At 67.1% G+C, this 20,429-nt stretch carries 20 protein-coding genes; 9 read left to right on the forward strand and 11 right to left on the reverse strand.

The window, feature by feature from the left end; all coding sequences use genetic code 11:
* Positions 1-10: 10 nt before the first annotated feature.
* Positions 11-2,167, reverse strand: a complete 2,157-nt coding sequence (locus LG3211_RS06360; RefSeq protein WP_057942088.1) for a DUF4082 domain-containing protein — start codon at positions 2,165-2,167, stop codon at positions 11-13.
* A gap of 458 nt (positions 2,168-2,625) precedes the next feature.
* Positions 2,626-3,891, reverse strand: a complete 1,266-nt coding sequence (locus LG3211_RS06365) for an alkaline phosphatase family protein (RefSeq protein ID WP_425479965.1) — start codon at positions 3,889-3,891, stop codon at positions 2,626-2,628.
* A 157-nt stretch (positions 3,892-4,048) separates the two neighbouring features.
* On the opposite strand from LG3211_RS06365, the gene LG3211_RS06370 reads away from it, so the two are divergent.
* Together LG3211_RS06370 and LG3211_RS06375 are read left to right on the forward strand one after the other, a co-directional pair.
* Positions 4,049-4,756: a YybH family protein gene (locus LG3211_RS06370; protein ID WP_057942090.1), complete on the forward strand. Its 708-nt coding sequence runs from the start codon at positions 4,049-4,051 to the stop codon at positions 4,754-4,756.
* Positions 4,757-4,854: 98 nt separating this feature from the next.
* Positions 4,855-5,205: a hypothetical protein gene (locus LG3211_RS06375; protein WP_057942091.1), complete on the forward strand. Its 351-nt coding sequence runs from the start codon at positions 4,855-4,857 to the stop codon at positions 5,203-5,205.
* 125 nt (positions 5,206-5,330) lie between these two features.
* Here LG3211_RS06375 and LG3211_RS06380 read toward each other — a convergent pair whose 3' ends face one another.
* From LG3211_RS06380 to LG3211_RS06390, 3 genes are all read right to left on the reverse strand, one after another.
* On the reverse strand, positions 5,331-5,597 hold the full coding sequence (locus LG3211_RS06380; protein ID WP_057942092.1) for a hypothetical protein: 267 nt from the start codon (positions 5,595-5,597) through the stop codon (positions 5,331-5,333).
* A 153-nt stretch (positions 5,598-5,750) separates the two neighbouring features.
* Positions 5,751-6,257 carry a peptide-methionine (S)-S-oxide reductase MsrA gene (gene msrA / locus LG3211_RS06385; RefSeq protein WP_057942093.1) on the reverse strand — a complete coding sequence of 169 codons (507 nt, stop codon included), beginning with the start codon at positions 6,255-6,257 and terminating at the stop codon, positions 5,751-5,753.
* Positions 6,258-6,734: 477 nt separating this feature from the next.
* Positions 6,735-7,316, reverse strand: coding sequence for a TetR/AcrR family transcriptional regulator (locus LG3211_RS06390; RefSeq protein ID WP_057942094.1), 582 nt, complete (start codon positions 7,314-7,316; stop codon positions 6,735-6,737).
* 144 nt (positions 7,317-7,460) lie between these two features.
* Between LG3211_RS06390 and hutU the strand changes: the two genes are divergently transcribed.
* The gene (gene hutU / locus LG3211_RS06395) at positions 7,461-9,131 is read left to right on the forward strand and encodes a urocanate hydratase (protein WP_057942095.1); all 1,671 of its coding nucleotides are present in this window, start codon (positions 7,461-7,463) and stop codon (positions 9,129-9,131) included.
* Between the two features lie 316 nt (positions 9,132-9,447).
* Here the strand turns inward: hutU and LG3211_RS06400 are convergent, their stop codons facing one another.
* Positions 9,448-9,894 (reverse strand): SRPBCC family protein, encoded by a 447-nt coding sequence (locus LG3211_RS06400; protein WP_057942096.1) that lies wholly within the window; start codon positions 9,892-9,894, stop codon positions 9,448-9,450.
* 255 nt (positions 9,895-10,149) lie between these two features.
* Between LG3211_RS06400 and LG3211_RS06405 the strand changes: the two genes are divergently transcribed.
* Positions 10,150-11,571 (forward strand): MATE family efflux transporter, encoded by a 1,422-nt coding sequence (locus tag LG3211_RS06405; protein WP_057942097.1) that lies wholly within the window; start codon positions 10,150-10,152, stop codon positions 11,569-11,571.
* A gap of 21 nt (positions 11,572-11,592) precedes the next feature.
* Here the strand turns inward: LG3211_RS06405 and LG3211_RS06410 are convergent, their stop codons facing one another.
* From LG3211_RS06410 to LG3211_RS06425, 4 genes are all read right to left on the reverse strand, one after another.
* Positions 11,593-12,036 (reverse strand): hypothetical protein, encoded by a 444-nt coding sequence (locus tag LG3211_RS06410; protein ID WP_057942098.1) that lies wholly within the window; start codon positions 12,034-12,036, stop codon positions 11,593-11,595.
* A gap of 24 nt (positions 12,037-12,060) precedes the next feature.
* Complete coding sequence (locus tag LG3211_RS06415; protein ID WP_057942099.1) at positions 12,061-12,291, reverse strand: hypothetical protein; 231 nt, start codon at positions 12,289-12,291, stop codon at positions 12,061-12,063.
* Between the two features lie 64 nt (positions 12,292-12,355).
* On the reverse strand, positions 12,356-12,706 hold the full coding sequence (locus tag LG3211_RS06420; protein WP_057945317.1) for a VOC family protein: 351 nt from the start codon (positions 12,704-12,706) through the stop codon (positions 12,356-12,358).
* Between the two features lie 199 nt (positions 12,707-12,905).
* The gene (locus LG3211_RS06425; RefSeq protein ID WP_057942100.1) at positions 12,906-13,871 is read right to left on the reverse strand and encodes a CsgG/HfaB family protein; all 966 of its coding nucleotides are present in this window, start codon (positions 13,869-13,871) and stop codon (positions 12,906-12,908) included.
* 346 nt (positions 13,872-14,217) lie between these two features.
* On the opposite strand from LG3211_RS06425, the gene LG3211_RS06430 reads away from it, so the two are divergent.
* Positions 14,218-15,378: an AAA family ATPase gene (locus LG3211_RS06430; protein ID WP_057942101.1), complete on the forward strand. Its 1,161-nt coding sequence runs from the start codon at positions 14,218-14,220 to the stop codon at positions 15,376-15,378.
* 555 nt (positions 15,379-15,933) lie between these two features.
* Here the strand turns inward: LG3211_RS06430 and LG3211_RS06435 are convergent.
* A complete protein-coding gene (locus tag LG3211_RS06435; RefSeq protein WP_057945318.1) occupies positions 15,934-16,866 on the reverse strand; it encodes a LysR family transcriptional regulator in 933 nt (310 codons plus the stop codon).
* A 151-nt stretch (positions 16,867-17,017) separates the two neighbouring features.
* On the opposite strand from LG3211_RS06435, the gene LG3211_RS06440 reads away from it, so the two are divergent.
* The 4 genes from LG3211_RS06440 to LG3211_RS06455 all read left to right on the forward strand — a co-directional run bounded on the left by LG3211_RS06440 (position 17,018) and on the right by LG3211_RS06455 (position 20,326).
* Positions 17,018-18,034, forward strand: a complete 1,017-nt coding sequence (locus LG3211_RS06440) for a zinc-dependent alcohol dehydrogenase family protein (protein ID WP_057942102.1) — start codon at positions 17,018-17,020, stop codon at positions 18,032-18,034.
* A 250-nt stretch (positions 18,035-18,284) separates the two neighbouring features.
* Positions 18,285-18,842, forward strand: coding sequence for a GNAT family N-acetyltransferase (locus tag LG3211_RS06445; RefSeq protein ID WP_057945319.1), 558 nt, complete (start codon positions 18,285-18,287; stop codon positions 18,840-18,842).
* Positions 18,839-19,381, forward strand: a complete 543-nt coding sequence (locus LG3211_RS06450) for a GNAT family N-acetyltransferase (RefSeq protein WP_057942103.1) — start codon at positions 18,839-18,841, stop codon at positions 19,379-19,381. The genes LG3211_RS06445 and LG3211_RS06450 overlap by 4 nt, the downstream gene beginning before the upstream one ends.
* 225 nt (positions 19,382-19,606) lie before the next feature.
* Positions 19,607-20,326 (forward strand): hypothetical protein, encoded by a 720-nt coding sequence (locus LG3211_RS06455; protein ID WP_083512352.1) that lies wholly within the window; start codon positions 19,607-19,609, stop codon positions 20,324-20,326.
* The last annotated feature ends 103 nt before the right edge of the window (positions 20,327-20,429 follow it).

Genomic DNA, 20,429 nt, shown 5'->3' on the forward strand with positions numbered 1-20,429 from the left:
AGCTGGTTGCTTATTGGCAAGCCGGCAGCGGCGTACCGTCGCTCCAGGCGTTGCGCAGCCACTTGATGCCTTCGCGGCCGTTGTACGGCACGGTCGGCGAATGGCTGGCCGGATCGTTCTGGCCGAGATAGCACGCGCTGCCCCATTGCGAATCGCGCACGAAGCGGGTGTCGCTGACTTCGATCACCACGCCCGAGCCCAGGCCGGAGTCGTACGGCGCCAAGGTGTAGCCGCCGCCGGCGAGCCGGCTTTCGCGAATGGTCAGCGTCGATCCGGCGCCCGGGCGATCGGCCCAGAAAATCGCCGCGTTGCCATAACCGGAGGAATTGACCGGACGCGCGTCGATATCGCTGTGGATGACGCTGAGGTGGCCGACTTGCCCCGGCGAATAGAACTGCAGCGCGTCGAGATGATCGTCGGGATAGAAACAGGTGTTGTGAATCAGGCTGTCCTGGATCACCACCGGTTCGCCGCCGCCGGCGATCAGCATGTCGTCGCCGTTGTGATGCAGATGCGCGCGGATCAGCGTGTAGCCGTTGTCGCCGTTGATCAGGCGGCGGCCGCCGTTGTTGACCGCGGGGCAGCGGTCCGGGCCGAGATCCACGTCCTTCAGCACCAGGTTGCGATGGGTCCGATGATCGACGAAGCCTTTGATGCGGCTGTTGCTGACGGTGACGTTGTTATGGCGGATGACCAGATCGCCGGTAATCAGCAAGGCATTGATGATCTGCCCATCGCGGCTGGTGCTGTAGTCGCCGGCGATGGTAGTCAGGCTTTGCCCGGCTGGAACGCCGGTGCAGGCCTCGTTCGGGAACGCTGGGAACGGCGGGCAGGCGCGCGCGCTGCCCAGCGGCGGCGTGGTCGCGCTGACCGGTTCGGAACGCGCCGATTCGTTGCCGGCCGTATCGAGCGCGCTGATCCGATAGGTGTAGTTCGTCTCCGGCTGCGCGGTGTCGTGGACGTAGCCGGTGAGCTCGGTTTCGGTCAACGCGAGCGGATTGCCGTCGATATAGACGCGGTAACGCACCGCGCTGGTGTCGTCGCTGCTGGCGTTCCAGTGCAGGCCGACGGTGTTGGCGTCGGACACGGTCGCCGACATGCCGGTCGGCACGCTCGGCGGGGTGGTGTCGCCGCTCAGCGGCGCGAATTCGACATCGACCCAGTAATTGGCCGAGCGCCAGGTCGAGTCCGGAAATCCGCTCTGCGCGGCGTAGCGGTAGTTGCCGTTGCCGCCGTCGCTGCCGTCGCGCAGGGCGCGCAGCGGGCCGTTGGCGTAGTCGGCCGCGGAGAAGTAATCCAGATCCGCCGAATAGCGGCCGTTGGGCGCGTAGTAGGACACGATGTAGGTAGTGTCGGCGGCGATGCGCACCGGCGCGGCGAAGGCGACGCGCTGCCAGCCCGATTCGGTTTCGTTCGCGAACTGCGCGCGCGCCAGCAAGGTTCCGTCCGCGCTCCACAGATTGCCGAGGTGGACGCCGGTGTTGGCGGCCGACTTGTAGAAACGCACGCCCTTGATCCAGCCCGGCTGGGTGCTGCGGAAACGCAGACCCAGCTCGACGCCTTCAGGATCGGTCGAATCCACCAGCGTCGGCAGTGCGCTGTCGTTCCACAGGCTTTGATTGCCGGCCTGGAATGCGCGCACTTCACGGATGTTGGTCCAGTACGAACTGTTATGGGTGCAATGCAGCTTGCCGGTCACGCGCACCGCGCGCACCTCGCGCGGCGCGCCGCGGAAGCTGTAGACCACGCCGGCGGTTTGCGAAGAATCGTAGGCGTATTGCGGTTCCACCGCCCAGCCGCTGTCGCGCCAGTCGCCGCGCACGCTGTTGGAGAACTGCAGGCTGAGCCCGTCGCAGAACGCGCCGTCGCCGCTGCTGTTCCAACTGCCATGGACGATCTCGACCCGGTCGATGGTGCGCGGCCCGTCGCTCCACACCACGCCGGCGGCTTCGTAGTTGTTGCTCGGCTCGGCCTGGCCGCCGCTGAGATCGACATCGACCGCGTCGTCGCCGTCGTTGAGCAGCGGCTCGGCGACGCGCACGCTGGTCGGCTCGGTTTCGCTGCGGCCGTCGGCGCCGGGCGTGAAGCCGTGGGCCCAGCGATAGGCAGTGCCAACCGGAGCGACGTTCTGCGCGAACGCCGCGGAAGAAAACGCAAATACGGCCACGATCGCGATCGACCGCAGGTAACGCGAACGAGCTGAACGACCCGCGCGGACACGCGCAGGACTAAGGCCTGGTTCGGTATGCATGGTTGGGTCCGGTGCGTGGAAGTGCGCGAGTGCGCGGGCGCGCCCAAGGAACGGCGAACCGTTCCTTGGGCGGTGTTGCGGGGAGGAGGTCCCTGGATTCCCGGAGCTAAGCTAGCGTCAGTGATCGGCGAAAAAGCACGGCCGGCGTCACCAAAATCCAGATCGATGACAAACGTCAGGGCCGGACCCTGTCATCGGCGCGTTCGCGCATGACAAATTGCAGGGATCGGGCATTGACGCGGGCGAAGTTGTCATCGCCGGCATGTGACTCGGCGCACCGCGCAAGCGGCATCGGCGTCGGGCTTTGCGCGAACCACGCCGATTGCGGACCGATCCGGACCGGGCCGATCGCGGCCCGCGCCGACGGAGCGGACTCAGGGCGCGGCGGTGTCGCGCAGCGCCGGCAACAGCGGCGTGATGTCGCCGTCGTTCTTCGCCGGCTTGATGCCGATCAGTCGCGCCAGCAGCGGATACACATCGACATTATCGAACGGCGCCACGGTCGCGCCGCGTTTGAACGCCGGGCCGCGCGCGACGAAGATCGCGCGCATCGAAGCCAGCGCCGGGTCGTAGCCGTGCGAGCCGCGGGTTTCGTCCTTGCGCGCGGTCTTGAGTTTTTCCGCCTCGATCGCGTCCCAGCCTTCGTGCATCTGGCAGACGATCGGCGGCACCCGCGGATGGGTGCCGTAGCGCCAGCGCGCCGGCAGTTCGCTCTTGCGCCAGCAGTCGTAGGTGTCGTGCGCGCCCAGCAGGCGTTTTTCGACGTCGGCTTCGTGTCCAGGATTGGGCGCGATGCCGATCGACTGGCCGACCGAGGTCACCACCGCCTGTTTCACCGTGACCATGTCTTCCACGGCGATGCGGTGGCCGGGCGCGACTTCGGCCATGCCGTGATCGGAGACCACGATCAGATTGACCTGTTCGAGTTGGCCGCGCGCGGCCAGGCCGTCGAGCAGGCGGCCGATCGCCGCGTCGATGCGTTGCAGCGCCACCCGCACTTCGGCCGAGTCAGGGCCGTGGTCGTGGCCTTCGTGATCGAGCGCGTCGAAGTACAAGGTGGCCACGTGCGGGCGCGTGCCGGCGGCCGGTTCGCCCAGCCAGCCCAGTACTTCGTCCACGCGCGCGTTTTCGTCGATCTTGGCGTCGAACAGGCGCCAGCGATTGGGGCGCAGGCCGTGGATCGGCGCTTCGCTGCCGGGCCAGAACAAGGTGGCGCTGCGCAGGCCGGCTTTTTGCGCGCCGATCCAGATCGGCTCGCCGCCGTTCCACCAGCGCGTGTCGCCGACGGCGTCGCGGTCGGCGACCTTGAACTTGCCGATGGCGGCGTCGCTCATGCTGTTGTGGATCACGCCGTGATGGTCCGGGCGCAGGCCGGTGACCAGGGTGTAGTGATTGGGGAAGGTCAGCGACGGATACGAGGGCGACATCCACTGCGCGCGCACGCCGTCGCGGGCCATCCGTTCCAGGTTCGGGGTCAGGCCCAGCTCGAAATAGCTGGCGCGAAAACCGTCGATGGAAATCAGCAGCACGGGTGTGTCGGCCGGCGGCGGTTCGCGGCGGGGCGAGGCGGCGCAGGCGCTGAGGAGGAAGACGAAGGCGAGCAGGGCGGCGCGGGCCGCGGAGAAGGTCGAACGCATCAGAGCATAGTAATGGCATGCGGTTGCCGGCCGATGTCAGCCGTCGCCGATCCCGCCCGCGCGGCGAGCCGCCAAGGTCGGCACGGCCATGACTTCAGTCGCTGGCGCCGCGCCCGCGCGCGGGGCGATAGTGAGGCCGCCTGTCATCGCGAGTTCCGCCATGCGCCCGATCGCCGCCGCCGTGTGTTTGTCCGTGTCGTTGCTGGCAGGGGTTCCGGCGCAGGCCGCATTCGCGGGCGAACCCGTTGTTGCGGGCCAGGCCGATCCGAAGCGGGCCGATACGCAGTTCGGCGAGGCCAGGCCCGCGGACACGAAACCCGCCGAACCGAAGCCAGCCGAACCGAAGCCGGCCGAACCGAAGCCAGCCGAACCGAAGCCGGCCGAACCGAAGCCGGCCGATTCGAAGCCCGCCGAACTCAGCGCCGAGGAATGCGAGGTCTGGGCGCGCGAGCTGAGCTTCGCCCGCTCGATCGCCGAGCACGACGCCAAGGCCTTCGCCGCGCATCTGCATCCGCAGGCGGCGTTCGGCGCCGGCCGCCCGCAGCCCAGCCGCGGGCGCGACAAGATCGCCGCGGAATGGGCCGGGCTGATCGAAGGCAAGCAGCTGCGTCTGCGCTGGTATCCGGTGCGGGTCACCATCGGCGGCGTCGGCGATGTCGCCTGGTCCACCGGGCCGGCGCTGTACCAGCGGCTCGATCCGGGCGCGCAGCCGCGTTATCTGATCGGCGCCTACCAATCGGTCTGGCATCGCGACGCCGACGGCGTATGGCGGATCCTGTTCGACGACGGCCTGACCCCGCGTCCGGCCACCGAGGCGGAGGCGATGGCGTTCGAACACGGCCGCCGCGAGGCCTGCCCGCGACGCTGACGACTGCCTAAACGGCCGGTGCCGCGCAAGCGCCGCGGCGGTGCCGGAGGCGTAGGCTGGATCGGTCCAATCGCGTTCCTGATGTCAGGAGGTGTCCCATGAAACGTCTATTGCTCGCCGCCGCGCTGAGCCTGAGCGCGTTCGCGGCCTTCGCGCAGACCGCCGCGGTCGATGCGCGCGTGCAGGCCGGAGCCAACGCCACGGCGCTGGATTCGGTCGATGCGCAGGTGCAGACCCAGGTGCAGGTGCAGGCCGACTCGAAGCCCGCCGCCGCGACGAAAAACCGCTACGACCCCAATTGCGTGAGCCAGACCGGCACGCGCCTGCAGCCGCGCCATCGCAGCAACTGCATCGCCAATGGCCGCAGCTACACCCGCGAAGACCTGGACCGCACCGGTCAGGTCGACGTCGGCGAGGCGCTGCGCAAACTCGATCCGCGCCTGTACTGAGCGCGCAAGCATCGGTTCCGGTCCGGACCTGGTTCGGACCGTCCTCACGCCCGGCCTTGTGCCGGGCGTTTTTTATCCGCGGCAGTCCGCTTTGCGTCTCGTGCGCGCGTTGCAGGACATCGCCGTCATTCGGACGGTTTTTCGAAATCCGCCAACTTGGCGGCATCGACTTCCAGCAGCCGGTCCAGACGCAGCGTTTCGCCGGAGGCGGTGGTGAGGTATTCCGCGCCTTGCTTCGCGAACACATCGGCGATCACCGCGTCGCGGCGCTGCACGACGCCGTGTTCGTCGAGGAAGCTGATCCGCGCGGGCTTGCGCGTGGTCGCGAGGTCTTCGAGCAGATCGTGGAACTCGCAGTTGATCGGCTGGTAGTCGCTTCGGTCGGAGGTCATGGCGGGGCCATCGGTCGGGGGCACGGCTCGCCGCAGCGGCGTGCGCGTTGAACGAAGGCGATCGCGTTCGCGCTCACGTGCGCAACGTCGTCTTCGCAAGACAAAGGCGTCGCCGCCCAGGCCGCGCATTCGCGCGCGGCCCGGCGTCGCCGGTCATTGCCGCTTGGGCAGCTTCCAGTCCGGACGGATGAAGTGGCAGGTGTAGCCGGAGGGGTAGCGCTCCAGATAATCCTGATGCTCCGGCTCGGCCTCCCAGAACGGCCCGGCCGCCTCGATCTGCGTCACCGCCTTGCCCGGCCACAAGCCGGAGGCATCGACATCGGCCAGCGTGTCCTGTGCGACCGCTTTTTGCTCGTCGTCGGCATAGAAGATGGCCGAGCGGTAGCTGGTGCCGATGTCGTTGCCCTGGCGGTTGGCGGTGGTGGGGTCGTGAATCTGGAAGAAGAATTCCAGGATCTGCCGATAGCTGATCCGGGCGGGATCGAACACGATCTCGATCGCCTCGGCATGCGAGCCGTGATTGCGATAAGTGGCGTTGGCGACGTCGCCGCCGGTGTAGCCCACGCGGGTGGATACCACGCCGGGCATGCGCCGGATCAGGTCCTGCATGCCCCAGAAGCAGCCGCCGGCCAGGATCGCGGTTTGGGTTTGTGTCGTCATGATCGATTCTCCACAGCAGCCTGGATGGTGCGCGATGGCGGCCGGCCCGTCGAGCCGGTCACCGGGTTTTCATTCATCGGCCTTGCGCGCGCCGCCCGCGAAGCGTGTCATGGCGTGACGAGGTTGACCGCGACATCGATCGCCGCGCGTGGCCTTCGAGTATGGGCAGATTTCATGCGCGGCATGGGCGATGCGCTCGGCGATGTCGGGCGCCAGTGCGGGCATGCGGGTTTAAGCGGGCTGCAGCCACCATCGGGGCCGGTTACAGGCGCACCGCGGCGCTCCAGGCAGGCTCGTTCCGTCGCACGGGCGGAACAATAAAGCGTAAACGATTCAGTCGCATGCGCAGTATAGGCGAATCCTCGACCCCGATCCGGCGCTTACTCACAGGACGCAGACGAAATCGAAGCCCGATGAGCGAAGTGCGAGGTTGCCGCACGAGTCCGGATCTCATTCACGCGCAGCGCCCGCCGGCGCTCAGCTTGCGATGCCGTCGAGCAAACGCCGCAGCGAGTCTTTATAGAAACGGCGGAACTCGCTTTCGCCGTAACTGAAGCGGCCGGCGCGGTACAGCACGATCAATCCGTGGGTATGCGCCCATAACGTCATCGCGATGTCCCAGGCATCGCCCGCGCGCAGGCGACCGGCCTGCTGCGCTTCGATCACCACGTCGGCGACCACGTTCAAGGTCGGCGAGCGGCGCGCGCGGAAATCTTCCGGAAAGCGCCGCGCGCGTTCGCGCGGCATCGAGAAGGCGTGATCGAACAGATGCGGATGGGCCAGCGCGTAGTCCAGATAGATCTGCTGGATCGCCAGCAGCCGCGCGATCACGTCGCCGCCCTCGTTGCGCGCGCTCCAGTGATGGGAAATCTCCTGGAAGCTGTCGTCGCTGATGCGTTGCAGCAGCGCTTCGCGATTGGGGAAGTGGCGGTAGATCGCCATCGGCGTCAGCCCGATGCTGTCGGCGATGCGGCGCATGCTCACCGCCTGCGCGCCGCCGCGCTCGAACAAGGCGCGGGCGGCGCGCACGATGCGGTCGGCGGTGGCGGGCGCAGTCATGTATACAGCGTATACATTTTGCCGCCGCCGCGGCAAATTCGGGCGCAAACGCCGCATTGTCCGACCGCCCGGGCCGGTTGTGCGCTGGCGGGCGCTGGAAGCGCGGCGCGATAATTTGCGTCTCTCACGAACACCGGAGCCGCCGTGTCCGCCACCGATCGCAACGATCCCTCCCGCGTCATCCGCGCCCCGCGCGGCAGCGAAAAGAGCTGCAAGTCCTGGCTCAGCGAAGCCGCGTTCCGCATGATCCAGAACAATCTGGACCCGGACGTGGCGGAAAACCCGGCCGAACTGGTGGTTTACGGCGGCATCGGTCGCGCCGCGCGCGACTGGGCCTCGTTCGACGCCATCCTCAAGTCGCTGCGCGAACTGGAAGACAACGAGACCTTGCTGATCCAGTCGGGCAAGCCGGTCGGCGTATTCCCCACCCACGCCGACGCGCCGCGGGTGTTGCTGGCGAACTCCAACCTGGTCCCGCACTGGGCCACCTGGGAGCACTTCAACGAGCTCGATAAGAAGGGCCTGATGATGTACGGCCAGATGACCGCCGGCAGCTGGATCTACATCGGCTCGCAAGGCATCGTCCAGGGCACGTACGAAACCTTCGTCGAGATGGGCCGCCAGCACTACGGCGGCAGCCTGAGCGGCAAGTGGATTCTCACCGCCGGCCTGGGCGGCATGGGCGGCGCGCAGCCGCTGGCGGCGTCGCTGGCCGGCGCGTGCTCGCTCAACATCGAATGCAAGCAGAGCAGCATCGACATGCGCCTGCGCACGCGTTACGTCGATGAGCAGGCCAGCGATCTGGACGACGCGCTGGCGCGTATCGCCAAGTACACCGCCGCCGGCGAAGCCAAGTCGATCGCGCTGCTGGGCAACGCCGCCGAAGTGCTGCCGGAACTGGTGCGCCGCGGCGTGCGTCCGGACGCGGTTACCGACCAGACCAGTGCGCACGATCCGGTGCACGGCTATCTGCCGATCGGCTGGACCGTGGAGCGCTGGCTGGCCGAGCAGAAGAACGATCCGCAAGGCGTGCGCGATGCGGCCAAGAAATCCATGCGCGTGCATGTCGAGGCGATGCTGGCGTTCCAGCAGCAGGGCATCCCGACCTTCGACTACGGCAACAACATCCGCCAGATGGCGCAGGACGAAGGCTGCAAGAACGCCTTCGATTTCCCCGGCTTCGTGCCGGCCTACGTGCGTCCGCTGTTCTGCCGCGGCGTCGGCCCGTTCCGCTGGGTCGCGCTCAGCGGCGATCCGGAAGACATCTACAAGACCGACGCCAAGGTCAAGGAAATCATCGCCGACGATGCGCATCTGCATCGCTGGCTGGACATGGCCAAGGAGCGCATCAGCTTCCAGGGTTTGCCCGCGCGCATCTGCTGGGTCGGCCTGGGCCTGCGCCACAAGCTCGGACTGGCCTTCAACGAAATGGTGCGCAACGGCGAGTTGAAGGCGCCGATCGTGATCGGCCGCGATCACCTCGACAGCGGCTCGGTCGCCTCGCCCAACCGCGAAACCGAAGCGATGAAGGACGGCAGCGATGCGGTCAGCGACTGGCCGCTGCTCAACGCCATGCTCAACGTCGCCGGCGGCGCGACCTGGGTGTCGCTGCACCACGGCGGCGGCGTCGGCATGGGCTATTCGCAGCATTCCGGCGTGGTCATCGTCTGCGACGGCAGCGAGGAAGCCGACAAGCGCATCGCGCGGGTGCTGTGGAACGATCCCGGCACGGGCGTGATGCGGCATGCCGATGCGGGTTACGAGATCGCGCAGCAGTGCGCGAAAGAGCAGGGGCTGAAGTTGCCGATGCTCTGAAGCAGTCGCGGCTCGCGCTGCGCCGCAGGCGGGTCGTGCGATTCATATCCGCGACTAGTGAAGCTAGCTCCCTCTCCCTCTCCCTCTCCCGCTTGCCACCCAAGGTGACTTCCTTCGGGGCGCGGGAGAGGGCTGGGGTGAGGGTGTGAGCGCCGTAGGCGCGAATGCTCTTGCTTGGAGTTCCACGACTGCTCGGGCCCTCACCCCAACCCCTCTCCCGCGCCCCGAAGGAAGTCACCTTGGGTGGCGAGCGGGAGAGGGGCTGAATCGGCGGCCCCGGCGTTCGTTCAGTCGCGCGCGATTCCGACCCGATCGATCAATCCGGAATCGTCGGCTTGACCAACCGGTCCAGCAGCGCCAGCGAATCCTGCCAGCCCAGATAGCACTGCTCGGTAGGGATCACCTCGGGAATACCTTCCTGGACCACCTGCACCTCGGTGCCGCACGACACCTCGCGAAAGGTGATCGTGGTGATCATGGTGCCGGGCAGATTGGGATCGTCGAAGCGATCGTCGTGGACGATGCGCTGGTTCGGCACCAGTTCCAGATAGGTGCCGCCGAAGCTGTGGCCGTTGCCGGTGCTGAAATTGGTGAACGTCATCCGGTAGCGGCCGCCGACCCGCGCGTCCAGTTCGTGCACGGTGCAGGTGAAACCGTCCGGCGGCAGCCATTTGGACAGCGCGGCGGCATCGAGGAAGGCGCGGTAGACGCGCTCGGGCGGGGCGGACAGGACGCGGTGCAGGCGGACGGTGCCGGTGGTCATGGGTAATCTCCGTAGCGAGGTGAAGTCCTCACTGTCTGTGACGAACGGAAGGGACGCGAATCGACAGCCTTCCGTGAATACATTCTCGCAACAGTTTCCGCGATCGGTTCCTGCCAGGGTAGGCGGCGCGATGCCCGCGGCGGCGCGACGCGGCGGATGTCGATCCGCAGTCCGGTGATTCGTCTTACGAATATCACTGGTGAATCGGGCCGCCGGCCCGGATCATGCACCGGTGCGACCCAGACGGAGCATGCGATGAGCAACCAGCCCACGGCCACCCATGACGTGCCCCCGCACTCGCTGTGGAGCGACCTGCGCGACGCCATCCGCGGCACCGACGCCGACTACACCAAGATCCCGCTGCGGCGCGCGGTGTTCCTGCTGGCGGTGCCGATGGTGCTGGAGCTGGTGCTGGAATCTACCTTCGCCGTGGTCGATATCTTCTTCGTCGCCAAGCTGGGACCGTCGGCGGTGGCGACGGTCGGCCTGACCGAAAGTTATCTGTTCCTTCTGTACGCGATGGCCATGGGCCTGGCGATGGCGGTGACCGCGGTGGTGGCGCGGCGCGTGGGCGAGGGCAAGCGCGAGGATGCGGCGATCACCGCGGTGCAGGCGATCTTCATCGCCCTGCTGGTGGCGGTGCTGCCGGCCCTGGCCGGCATCTTCTATGCGCAGGATCTGCTGCGGTTGATGGGCGCCGATGCCTGGAGCATCGAGCACGGCTATCGCTACACGCAATGGATGCTCGGCGGCAACGCGGTGATCATGCTGTTGTTCGTGATCAACGCGATCTTCCGTGGCGCCGGCGATGCGGCCATCGCGATGCGGGTGCTGTGGCTGTCCAACGGCCTGAACATCCTGCTGTGCCCATTGCTGATCTTCGGCCTCGGGCCGGTGCCGGCGCTGGGCATCGAGGGCGCGGCCATCGCCACCAACATCGGCCGCGGCATCGGCGTGGCGTTCCAGCTGTGGGTGTTGTTTCACGGCGGCAAGCACATCCGGGTGAGGCTGGCGCAGTTCGTCTGGCGCGGGGCGATGCTATGGAACATCGTGCGCACCTCGCTCGGCGGCGTCGGCCAGATGATCGTGGCGATGACCTCGTGGATTTTCCTGATGCGCATCCTGGCCAGCATCGGCAGCGAAGCCGTGGCCGGCGCCACCATCGCCATCCGCATCATGATGTTCACGATGATGCCGGCCTGGGGCATGTCCAACGCCGCCGCCACCCTGGTCGGGCAGAACCTCGGCGCCGGCCATCCCGAGCGCGCCGAGGCCTCGGTGTGGCGCATCGGCTGGTACAACATGGCCTATCTGGTCGTGGTGTCGGTGCTGTTCTTCGCCTTTCCGCATCAACTGGTGGCGTTCTTTACCGACGATGCGAAAGTGGTCGCGATCGGCGGGCAGTGGCTGCGCATCCTGTCGTACTCGTTCTTCATCTACGGCTGGTGGATGGTGGCGGTGCAGGCCTTCAACGGCGCCGGCGACACGATGACGCCGACCAAGATCAATGTGGTGTTCTTCTGGCTGATCCAGATTCCGCTGTCCTATGTGCTGGCCATCACCTTGGACTGGCAGCACTCGGGCGTGTTCTGGGGCGTGTTCGTGTCCGAGACGTCCGTGGGCGTGTTCACGCTGTGGCTGTTCACGCGCGGGCGCTGGAAGTCGGCACAGGTGTAGCCCATGTACCGACGCGCCGGGTCACTCCGGCGCGCTGTCCGGCGGCGGTGACCATTCCACTTCGAGCTGGCGGAACTGGCCGGGGAACAACTCGCCCGGCATCGAGGCGATTCGAAACTCTCCGTGCCGCAAGATCGCCTGTGCGCTGAGCCGGTCGATGCCTGTATCGATCAGCGCTTCCAGTTCGGTATAGCGCGGGTCGTAATGGCCGTACTTGGGATGCGATTCGGGACTCTGCCGGCCGGCCTTGGCTTCGGCCTCCCAGCGCTGCCAGATCGCCCAGTGCTCGCGCGCCCAGGCGAAGGTTTCCGCATCGAGCGGGGTCAGGGTGAAGACCTCGGCGTACTCCAGGTGCTCCGGATCGAAGGCGCAGGCGAAGTAATGCGGCCGGCCGGCGTGATCGGCGATGCCGGCGCGGGGGCCGTCGTCGTAGTCCCAGGTCATGTGGATGGGTTCGTAGGCCATGAGCTCGAAGGTCGGCAGAGGGGATCAGGCGACCGGGCCGGAATGCCCGATCGCGACGGCGAATGCCACCAGTATCCAAAAACCGATGCCGACCACCAAGCACAGATCGTCGTTGGGCGGCTTGCGCCGATAGAACGGCCACAGCACCGCGCGGCCGGTGCCGTACATCAACCGCTCGACGATCAGCTCGAACGCCATGCGCGCGACGAATCGCACCGCGGCGCCGGCCAGTTCCACAAAGGCATCCAATGCCATCTTGCCTCCTGTATTCAAAACTCGCGGCGCGAGCGGCCGTGAATCCACAGATGTTCCCGCGGAATCAGCGATCGGTCCACACCGCCAGCTCATAGCCGCTGGGATCGGTGAAATGAAAGCGCCGCCCGCCCGGGAATTCGAGCTGGGCGGTGATCGCGCCGCCGGCGGCTTCGACGCGGCGCTGCGCGTCGGCCAGATCGTCGGCGTAGATCACCACCAGCGCGCCGCCCGGGCGCGGAGCGCTCTGGCGGTGGAAGCCGCCCTTCATGCCGCCGTCGTTGAATTCGCAGTAGTCCGGGCCGTAATCGGTGAAGGCCCAGCCGAACGCGGCGCCGTAGAAGGCCTTGGTCGCGGCGATGTCGGCGACGGCGAATTCGAGGTAGTCCAGGCGCAGGTTGCGGTCGGAAGCGGTCATGCGGGAATCCTTGAGCGGATGCGGAATGCCGGGATCGGAACGGATACGGTCAGCGCCGCAGCCGGCGGGATCGGGATCGCCGCCGGCGGACGCGAGCGCGGGCCGAAGCGAACACGCCGGCGATGATAGCGACGCGCGCGAACGAAAAGGGCCGCCGTCGCCGGCAGCCCTTTCGCGCATCGCTACCCGCGGCGATGGATTACTTCGACAACTCCAGCGCCAGCGAAGACACCCAGCCCTTGTTGCCGAGTTCATCCTCGACTTCCCACATGGCGCCCTGCTTGTTGCCGGTGGGGTAGAGCATCATGCCCGGGTCGAGCGGACGCACCACCTTGCCGGCGCCGTTGGAATTGGCGAACAGGCGCGCGGTCTTGACCACGGTGACCGCCTGTTGCGAATTCGACGCCGACGGGTTGTCCGACAGGCCGCCGAGTTGGCCGACCAGATCGGTGTAGGCCTGCAGATAGGCCATCGTGATGACCTGGCCGACTTCGGTGTTGGCGTAACCCGACACGCCCGCGCTGCCCAGGCCGCTGCTGCCCCACAACGCGCCGCTGCCGCCGAAGCCGATGTCGGTCTTCTTGGCGCTGCCTTCGGCCATCGCGACCTGCTCGGAGGAGCGCACGTCGGTCACGGTCAGCACGACGTCGGCGGTCTTCTTGTTGAAGTTGAGATTGCCGGCGACCTGGCCGGCCTTGCCGCCGATCAGACCGCCGAGCAGGCCGCCGATCGCGTTGCCGCCGGCGTTGCTGTTCTTGGAGATCAGGTCGGGCACCAGCACGTAGTCGGCGGCGCGGATCTGGCCCTTGCCGATGTTCGACTTGTTGCGCAGCTGGCCGCCAGAGGACAGTTCGCGTTCGCGCATCGCCATGTCCATGCCGGCGCCGCGGTCGACCAGGGTGAAGCAGCGCGACTTCTGCACGAACACCTTGATCAGCTTGCTCGGCGCGGGCAGTTGCTGGCCGCTCCACCAGTTCACGGAGTCTTCCGGCTCGATCACCGAGATCGCGCCCAGATTCTTGGAGCAGGTCGGGATCTGGGTCATCTTCTCGGCGCGCAGGTCTTGAGCGCTCTTGCGCTGGGCCCAGCTCGGCGCGGCGCTCAGCGCCAGCCCTAAACCGATCATGCAGGCCGTGGCCTGAATTCCCCTAATTGCGGTCTTCATCGTCAGTTCGTTCCTTCAAACAGCTTTCCTGAAAGCCGCGGCCGTTGCGGGCGCGGCGCCTGTCGGAGTCCGTCGTCTACTGCGGCCTCGCTGCACAGGACAGCGGGAGGTCGGCCGAAGCTCCCCAGACGGATTCAGGCCGGTTGCGCTGGCCTGAGAGTGGACTCACTGCGCAATAATAACGTGATAGAAGTCATTTTAAGGACGCCTGCTGGCATTACAGACCGACGGCGGCGGTCCCGGCGCGGTCGCCGGCGCCGCCGAGGCCGATCCGGTCGCCGGCGCAGCACCTGCGACCGGCCTGCGCGATCCTGGCGATCCGCTCCAGCCCAGCCGACCGACGCTCATGCTCACCACCTTGGCCATCGCCAATTACCGTTCCCTGCGCGAGCTGGTCGTGCCGATGGCGCGGCTCAACCTGGTCACCGGCGCCAACGGCAGCGGCAAGTCCAACCTCTACCGGGCCCTGCGCCTGCTGGCGGAAACCGCGCAGGGCGGGGTAGTGCCGGCGCTGGCGCGCGAGGGCGGGCTGCAATCGACGCTATGGGCCGGGCCGGAGACGATCAGCGCGCGCATGAAGCGCGGCGAGGTGCCGATACAGGGCGGGCCGCGCAACGAACCGGTGGCCTTGCGCCTGGGTTTCGCCGGCGACGAGTACGGTTACGCGATCGATCTGGGCCTGCCGACGCCGAGCCAGTCGATGTTCGGTCACGATCCGCAGATCAAGCGCGAGGCGATCTGGAGCGGCCCGTTTCTGCGCAGTTCCAATCTGCTGGTGGACCGGCGCGGGGCGATGGCGCGGGTGCGCGACGGCCGTGGCTGGCGCGTCGCCGCCGAGCATCTGAGCTCGTTCGAGAGCCTGTTCGCGCAGCTCGCCGACCCGCGCGCGGCGCCGGAAGTGCTGAGCCTGCGCGAAACCATCCGCGGCTGGCGTTTCTACGATCATTTCCGCAGCGACGCGCAGGCGCCGGCGCGCCAGCCGCAGTTAGGCACGCGCACGCCGGTGTTGAGCCACGACGGCCGCGATCTGGCCGCGGCGTGGCAGACCATCGTCGAGATCGGCGACCCGCGCGCGCTGGCCGCGGCGGTGGACGACGCCTTCCCCGGCGCCCAGGTCGCGGTGGTCGGCGAAGGCGGGCGCTTCGCCCTGGAGTTTTCCCAGCACGGCTTGTTGCGGCCGTTATCGGCGGCGGAATTGTCCGACGGCACCTTGCGTTACTTGTTGTGGATCGCCGCCCTGCACACGCCGCGGCCGCCGCCGCTGATGGTGCTCAACGAACCGGAGACCAGCCTGCATCCGGACCTGTTGCCGGCGCTGGCGCGATTGATCGCGCACGCCTCCAGGCGCAGCCAGGTGTGGGTGGTGTCGCATGCCTCGCGGCTGATTTCGGCGTTGGAAGAGGAGCCGGAGTGCAACAGCGTGCATCTGCACAAGGAATTCAGTCAGACCGCGATTGTGGGGCAAGGGATGCTGGATGCGCCGGCGTGGTATTGGCCGGAGCGGTGAGTTGCACAACCGCGCCGCGACGAATCGCGACGTGCAGTTCCCCCCTTTGAAAAAGGGGGCTAGGGGGGATTTGCTGTTGCTCTTAATCGAGTGTTTTGAATCGCCGGCTGCGTGAAAAGCGAATCCCCCCTAACCCCCCTTTTTCAAAGGGGGGAACAGTTGCGTGGGAGTTGGGGGAGTGCTGTGATCGGGTGAGAGGCGTCGATTGCTCGCGCTACAAGCCTCATCGCATCGAGGCGACCGCGACGTGCAGTTCCCCCCTTTAAAAAAGGGGGGCAGGGGGGATTTGCTGTTGCTCTTAATCGAGTGTGTTGAATCGCCGGCTGCGTGAAAAGCGAATCCCCCTAACCCCCTTTTTCAAAGGGGGGGACAGTTGCGTGGGAGTTGGGGGGAGTGCTGTGATCGGGTGAGAGGCGTCGATTGCTCGCGCTACAAGCCTCATCGCATCGAGGCGACCGCGATCTTGCAGTTCCCCCCTTTTTCAAAGGGGGGAACAGTTGCGTAGGAGATTGAGGAGCGCTGCGATCGGGTAAGTGGCGTTGCGCTTGCCGCGGCTCAAGCCGCCTCGCGCAACCGCACCCCATCCAACCCCACCAGCGCCGGAATCCGCTCCACCAGCAGATCGATCGCCGCGCGCGTGCGCAGCGGCAGGTAGTGGGTGTGCGGCCAGATCGCGCTGATGCGGCTGCCGACGACGCGATCGGCATGCATGACCATCTGCAATTCGCCGCTGCGCAGGTAACGGCTCAGCAGCCAGCACGGCAGCATCGCCAGGCCGGCGCCGGCGATGGCGGCGTCGGCGATCGCCTGCAGATCGTCGAAGCGCAGCCGTGCCTGCACGTCGGGTTCGCGCACCTGGCCGTTGGCGTCGCGCAGGCGCCAGGACACGTTCTGGCCATGGCGGCCGTAGATCACCGCGTCGTGGCCGCGGAAATCGTCCACATCGCGCGGCAGCCCGCGCCGCGCCAGGTACTCGGGCGCGGCGCAGATGCCCAGGTTCTCTTCGGTGAGCCGGCGCGCGGCGAGAGTGGCGCTGTCGGGCAGGCGGCCGATGCGGATGCCCAGGTCGTAGCCTTCCTCGACCAGATCGACCACGCGGTCGTTGAACGACAGGTCGATGTCGAGCTTGGGATGGCGACGCGCCAGTTCCAGGATCACCGGCGCCACGCAGTGTCGGCCGAACAACACCGGCGCGCTGATCCGCAGCCGCCCGCTGGGCTCGCGCCGGCTGGTGTCGAGCGCGGCTTCGGCGGCGTCGAGTTCGGCCAGCGCTTTGACGCAGCGTTCGTAATAGGCCTGGCCGTCGTCGGTCAGGCTCTGCCGGCGCGTGCTGCGATGGAACAGGCGCGCGCCGAGTTGCTGTTCGAGCCGGGCGATGCGCTTGCCGATCGCCGAACGGGTCACACCCAGGCGGTCGGCGGCGACGGCGAAGCTGCCGGCTTCGGCGGACTGGACGAAGGCGACGATACCGAGCAGGCGATCATTCATGGCCATATTGGTTCCTTCAGCGCTACAAAGAGTGGATTGAATATAGCCACTAACGAATATCTGGCGACGATATCTTAGCGCCACTCGTCCGGGGCGGCACTACCCCTCAACCGCCCGGGCCCTGTCCTCATCGTTTGTCCAGGAGATTCCCATGAAGGCTTTTCGTATCCGCAGCGGCGCAGGCATCGGCACGCTGGCGTTGTCCGAGTCCCCGTCCGCGGCACTGGCGCCGGGCCAGGTGCGGGTGAAAGTGCGCGCGGTGTCGTTGAACTTCCGCGATCTGATGATCGCCGACGGCAGTTATCTGGCCGATTCCGAGAATCCGGTGATCCCGGGCTCCGACGCGGTCGGCGAAATCGTCGAAGTCGGCCCGGCGACCAGCCGCTGGCGCGTCGGCGACCGCGTCGCCACCAGCTTCTTCCCGTACTGGCACCACGGCGCGGCGACGCCGCACAACACCCGCGACGCGCTCGGCGCGGTCGCCGACGGCGTGCTGGCGGAGGAAATCGTGATCTCGGAGGATTCCGTGTTCGCCGTGCCCGAGCACCTGGACGACGCCCAGGCCGCGACCCTGTCCTGCGCCGGCGTGACCGCCTGGAATGCGCTGTTCGTGGAAGCCAAACTGCAGCCGGGTCAGAGCGTGCTGCTGCTGGGCACCGGCGGCGTGTCGATCTGGGGCCTGCAACTGGCCAAGGCTGCCGGCCTGGAAACCATCATCACCTCTTCCAGCGACGACAAGCTCGAACGCGCCAAGGCTCTGGGCGCCAGCGCGACCATCAACTACCGCACTCATCCGGAATGGCAGGACGAAGTGCGCAAGCTCAGCGGCGGCCGCGGCGTGGACGCGGTGCTGGAAGTCGGCGGCAAGGGCACCTTGCAGCGTTCGATCGACGCGGCGGCGATGAACGGCACCATCGCCATCATCGGCGGCGTCAGCGGTTTCGCCGGAGAGTTCAATCCGTTCTCGTTGATCACCGGCGCCAAGCGCCTGTCGGGCATCTTCGTCGGCAGCCGCGGCATGGGCGAGGATCTGTCGCGCTTCGTCGGCGTGAACAAGATCGCGCCGGTAGTGGATCGGGTGTTCGATTTCGAACAGACGCCCGCCGCGTACGAGTACCTCAAGAGCGGCGCGCACTTCGGCAAGGTGGTGATCCGGGTCGCGCGCTGAGGGTTCGGCGCCGGTGAGCGCGGACGGCCGTCGCGAGAGCGGCGGCCGGGCCGGTTCAGACGGGGCGCGACGGTCGTCGGCCAACGCCACGCGCGTCGGCGATCGCCGCGGTGGTTTCGGAGGCAGCCTGTCCGACGGCGCCGCCGCGCATCGCGTCGCGGCCGCCGTGCGACTTTCCGATGATGTCGCCGACCGCCGAGTCGTGCGATCTTGCCGCGATAATCTCCGCACCCGCACCGAGCCCGCCGCAATGAACGCCCCCCGCACCGTCGTCACCGATCTGCCCACCCGCATCCGCCGCGCCGAGCCGTCCGATGTCGGCGCCCTCGCGCTGACCGGCGCGGCCACGTTCCTGGAATCCTTCGCCGGGATTCTCGACGGACGCGACATCGTCGAGCACTGCCGTCTGCAGCACGCGCCGTCGGTGTACGCCGACTGGCTGGCCGACGACGCGGTCGCCGCGTGGCTGGCCGAAACCGTCTCGCCCCCGGCGCCGGTGGGCTATGCGGTGATCGCGCCGCCCAAGCTGCCCTTGGACGATCTGAGCGAGACCGACCTGGAACTCAAGCGCATCTATCTGCTGTCGCGATTCCACGGCGGCGGCGTCGGCCGCGAGCTGATGAACCACGCCATCGCCGAATCGCGCGCCCGCGGCGCGCGCCGCCTGCTGCTGGGCGTGTACTCGGGCAATGCGCGCGCGCTGGCGTTCTACGCGCGCAACGGCTTCGTCAAGGTCGGCGAGCGTCGTTTCCAGGTCGGCGGCAATATCTACGACGACGACGTGCTGGCCCTGGACCTGCGCGCGTGAGCGTAGCGGTCGCGCCGTTGCGCGCCGAGCGCCTGCAGGCCGCGCTGGCGTTCGACGCCAGCTTCCTGGTCGATTCGCGCCTGAGCCTGCATGCGGACGACGGCGCGATCGGTTTCGACATCGTGCCGGTGTCGCCTTACCGCAAGCGCTACGGCGATGCCATCGGCGTGGAGGAACTGCGCGAATACCTCGACGGCGAAGATTGCGCGGCGTTCGTCGCACTCGATGCCGACGCGGTGATCGGCCGGCTGCTGCTGTCGCGCAGTTGGAACGGCTACGCGCTGATCGACGATATCGCCGTGGATGCCGGTGCGCGCCGCGGCGGCGCCGGCTCGGCCCTGATCGATCGCGCCCTGGCCTGGGCGCGCGAGCAGGCCTTGCCCGGGGTGATGCTGGAAACGCAGGACAACAACGTCGCCGCGTGCCGCTTCTATCAGCGCAAAGGTTTCGTGCTGGGCGGGTTCGACCGCTTCCACTATGCGCATGACCCGGCGTTGGCACATGAAACTGCGCTCTTTTGGTATCAGTTAGTCACCTAAAGTCAGTACGAAAATATCGGTGAACTGATCGCGAACGCAATGCATGTGCTTGAGTTATGCATGACTTCGCCGTGATCCCTCCACAGCATTCGACAGCACGCTGATAGTGCGAATACCTGGTGCGCAAAATCACGATGAATTGACATCGATTTGTGCGCAATCCCGTTAGCTTGAAGGAAGGCGCGATAGCGATCGCGCCGTTCGACCACGGCTAAGGAGGGAGCCATGAGTATTTTGGTCGTCGATCGATGGATGGAATATCGGGGAACCGTTGTCCACAGCATCGATACAGGGGCACGACAGGCCTACGCCTATTTGAGTCCGAACATCATCGTTACCGCCGACGGTGCGCCCGATGCGTACCACCCGGACAATCTGGGCACCGGCCACATCCGCAAGACCCATTGGCCCGACGGCGACTGGCAGCGCGCGCTGGTGGCCGATCCGGACCATCCGCGGCGTCCGCTGCAACAGACCGGCGGACGCAACGCCGGCTACTTCGTCTCGATCACCGCCTTGAACGATCCGAGCCGATCGCGCACCGACCCGACGGCCTACGTCGATGCCGGCCGGATTCCGTATCTGGTGTTGCCGGCGCCGTTCCATGCCATCGACGGCAGCGGCGATCTGGGCGATTTCGTCGTCGCCTATCACCCGGTCACGCGCCGCTTCAGTTACGGGCTGATCGGCGACATCGGCGCCGACCGGCCTCTGGGCGAGATTTCCATGCGCATGGCCAGCGATCTGTCCGGCCACCGTGCCGAGGCCAAGAGCGGGCAGGGCGTGCCGTTCGGATCGATGCTGTGCCTGGTGTTTCCGAAATCGCGGATGACGCCGGCCTGGCCGATGCCGCCCGCGGCGATCCGCGCGCGTTGCGAGCACTTGCTGAAACGGCTGGGAGGGCAAATGCGGCTGCCGCAACTCGCGGAGGCCTTGGCGGAATAAGAGCGACTAGCGGAACTCCATCAGCTCCCTCTCCCGCTTGCCACCCAAGGTGACTTCCTTCGGGCGTGGGAGAGGGTTGGGGTGAGGGGGTGAGGGCCGTAGG

Source organism: Lysobacter gummosus (genome assembly GCF_001442805.1).
GTDB classification, from domain to species: domain Bacteria; phylum Pseudomonadota; class Gammaproteobacteria; order Xanthomonadales; family Xanthomonadaceae; genus Lysobacter; species Lysobacter gummosus.

Coding starts and splice junctions, on each gene's coding strand:
- LG3211_RS06405 (WP_057942097.1), top strand. CDS start 10,150: ATGAGCAACCAGCCCACGGCCACCCATGACGTGCCCCCGCACTCGCTG.
- LG3211_RS06435 (WP_057945318.1), bottom strand. CDS start 16,866: ATGAATGATCGCCTGCTCGGTATCGTCGCCTTCGTCCAGTCCGCCGAA.
- LG3211_RS06410 (WP_057942098.1), bottom strand. CDS start 12,036: ATGGCCTACGAACCCATCCACATGACCTGGGACTACGACGACGGCCCC.
- LG3211_RS06375 (WP_057942091.1), top strand. CDS start 4,855: ATGAAACGTCTATTGCTCGCCGCCGCGCTGAGCCTGAGCGCGTTCGCG.
- LG3211_RS06455 (WP_083512352.1), top strand. CDS start 19,607: ATGAGTATTTTGGTCGTCGATCGATGGATGGAATATCGGGGAACCGTT.
- LG3211_RS06430 (WP_057942101.1), top strand. CDS start 14,218: ATGCTCACCACCTTGGCCATCGCCAATTACCGTTCCCTGCGCGAGCTG.
- LG3211_RS06390 (WP_057942094.1), bottom strand. CDS start 7,316: ATGACTGCGCCCGCCACCGCCGACCGCATCGTGCGCGCCGCCCGCGCC.
- LG3211_RS06420 (WP_057945317.1), bottom strand. CDS start 12,706: ATGACCGCTTCCGACCGCAACCTGCGCCTGGACTACCTCGAATTCGCC.
- LG3211_RS06370 (WP_057942090.1), top strand. CDS start 4,049: ATGCGCCCGATCGCCGCCGCCGTGTGTTTGTCCGTGTCGTTGCTGGCA.
- LG3211_RS06445 (WP_057945319.1), top strand. CDS start 18,285: ATGAACGCCCCCCGCACCGTCGTCACCGATCTGCCCACCCGCATCCGC.
- LG3211_RS06380 (WP_057942092.1), bottom strand. CDS start 5,597: ATGACCTCCGACCGAAGCGACTACCAGCCGATCAACTGCGAGTTCCAC.
- LG3211_RS06440 (WP_057942102.1), top strand. CDS start 17,018: ATGAAGGCTTTTCGTATCCGCAGCGGCGCAGGCATCGGCACGCTGGCG.
- LG3211_RS06415 (WP_057942099.1), bottom strand. CDS start 12,291: ATGGCATTGGATGCCTTTGTGGAACTGGCCGGCGCCGCGGTGCGATTC.
- LG3211_RS06425 (WP_057942100.1), bottom strand. CDS start 13,871: ATGAAGACCGCAATTAGGGGAATTCAGGCCACGGCCTGCATGATCGGT.
- msrA (WP_057942093.1), bottom strand. CDS start 6,257: ATGACGACACAAACCCAAACCGCGATCCTGGCCGGCGGCTGCTTCTGG.
- LG3211_RS06400 (WP_057942096.1), bottom strand. CDS start 9,894: ATGACCACCGGCACCGTCCGCCTGCACCGCGTCCTGTCCGCCCCGCCC.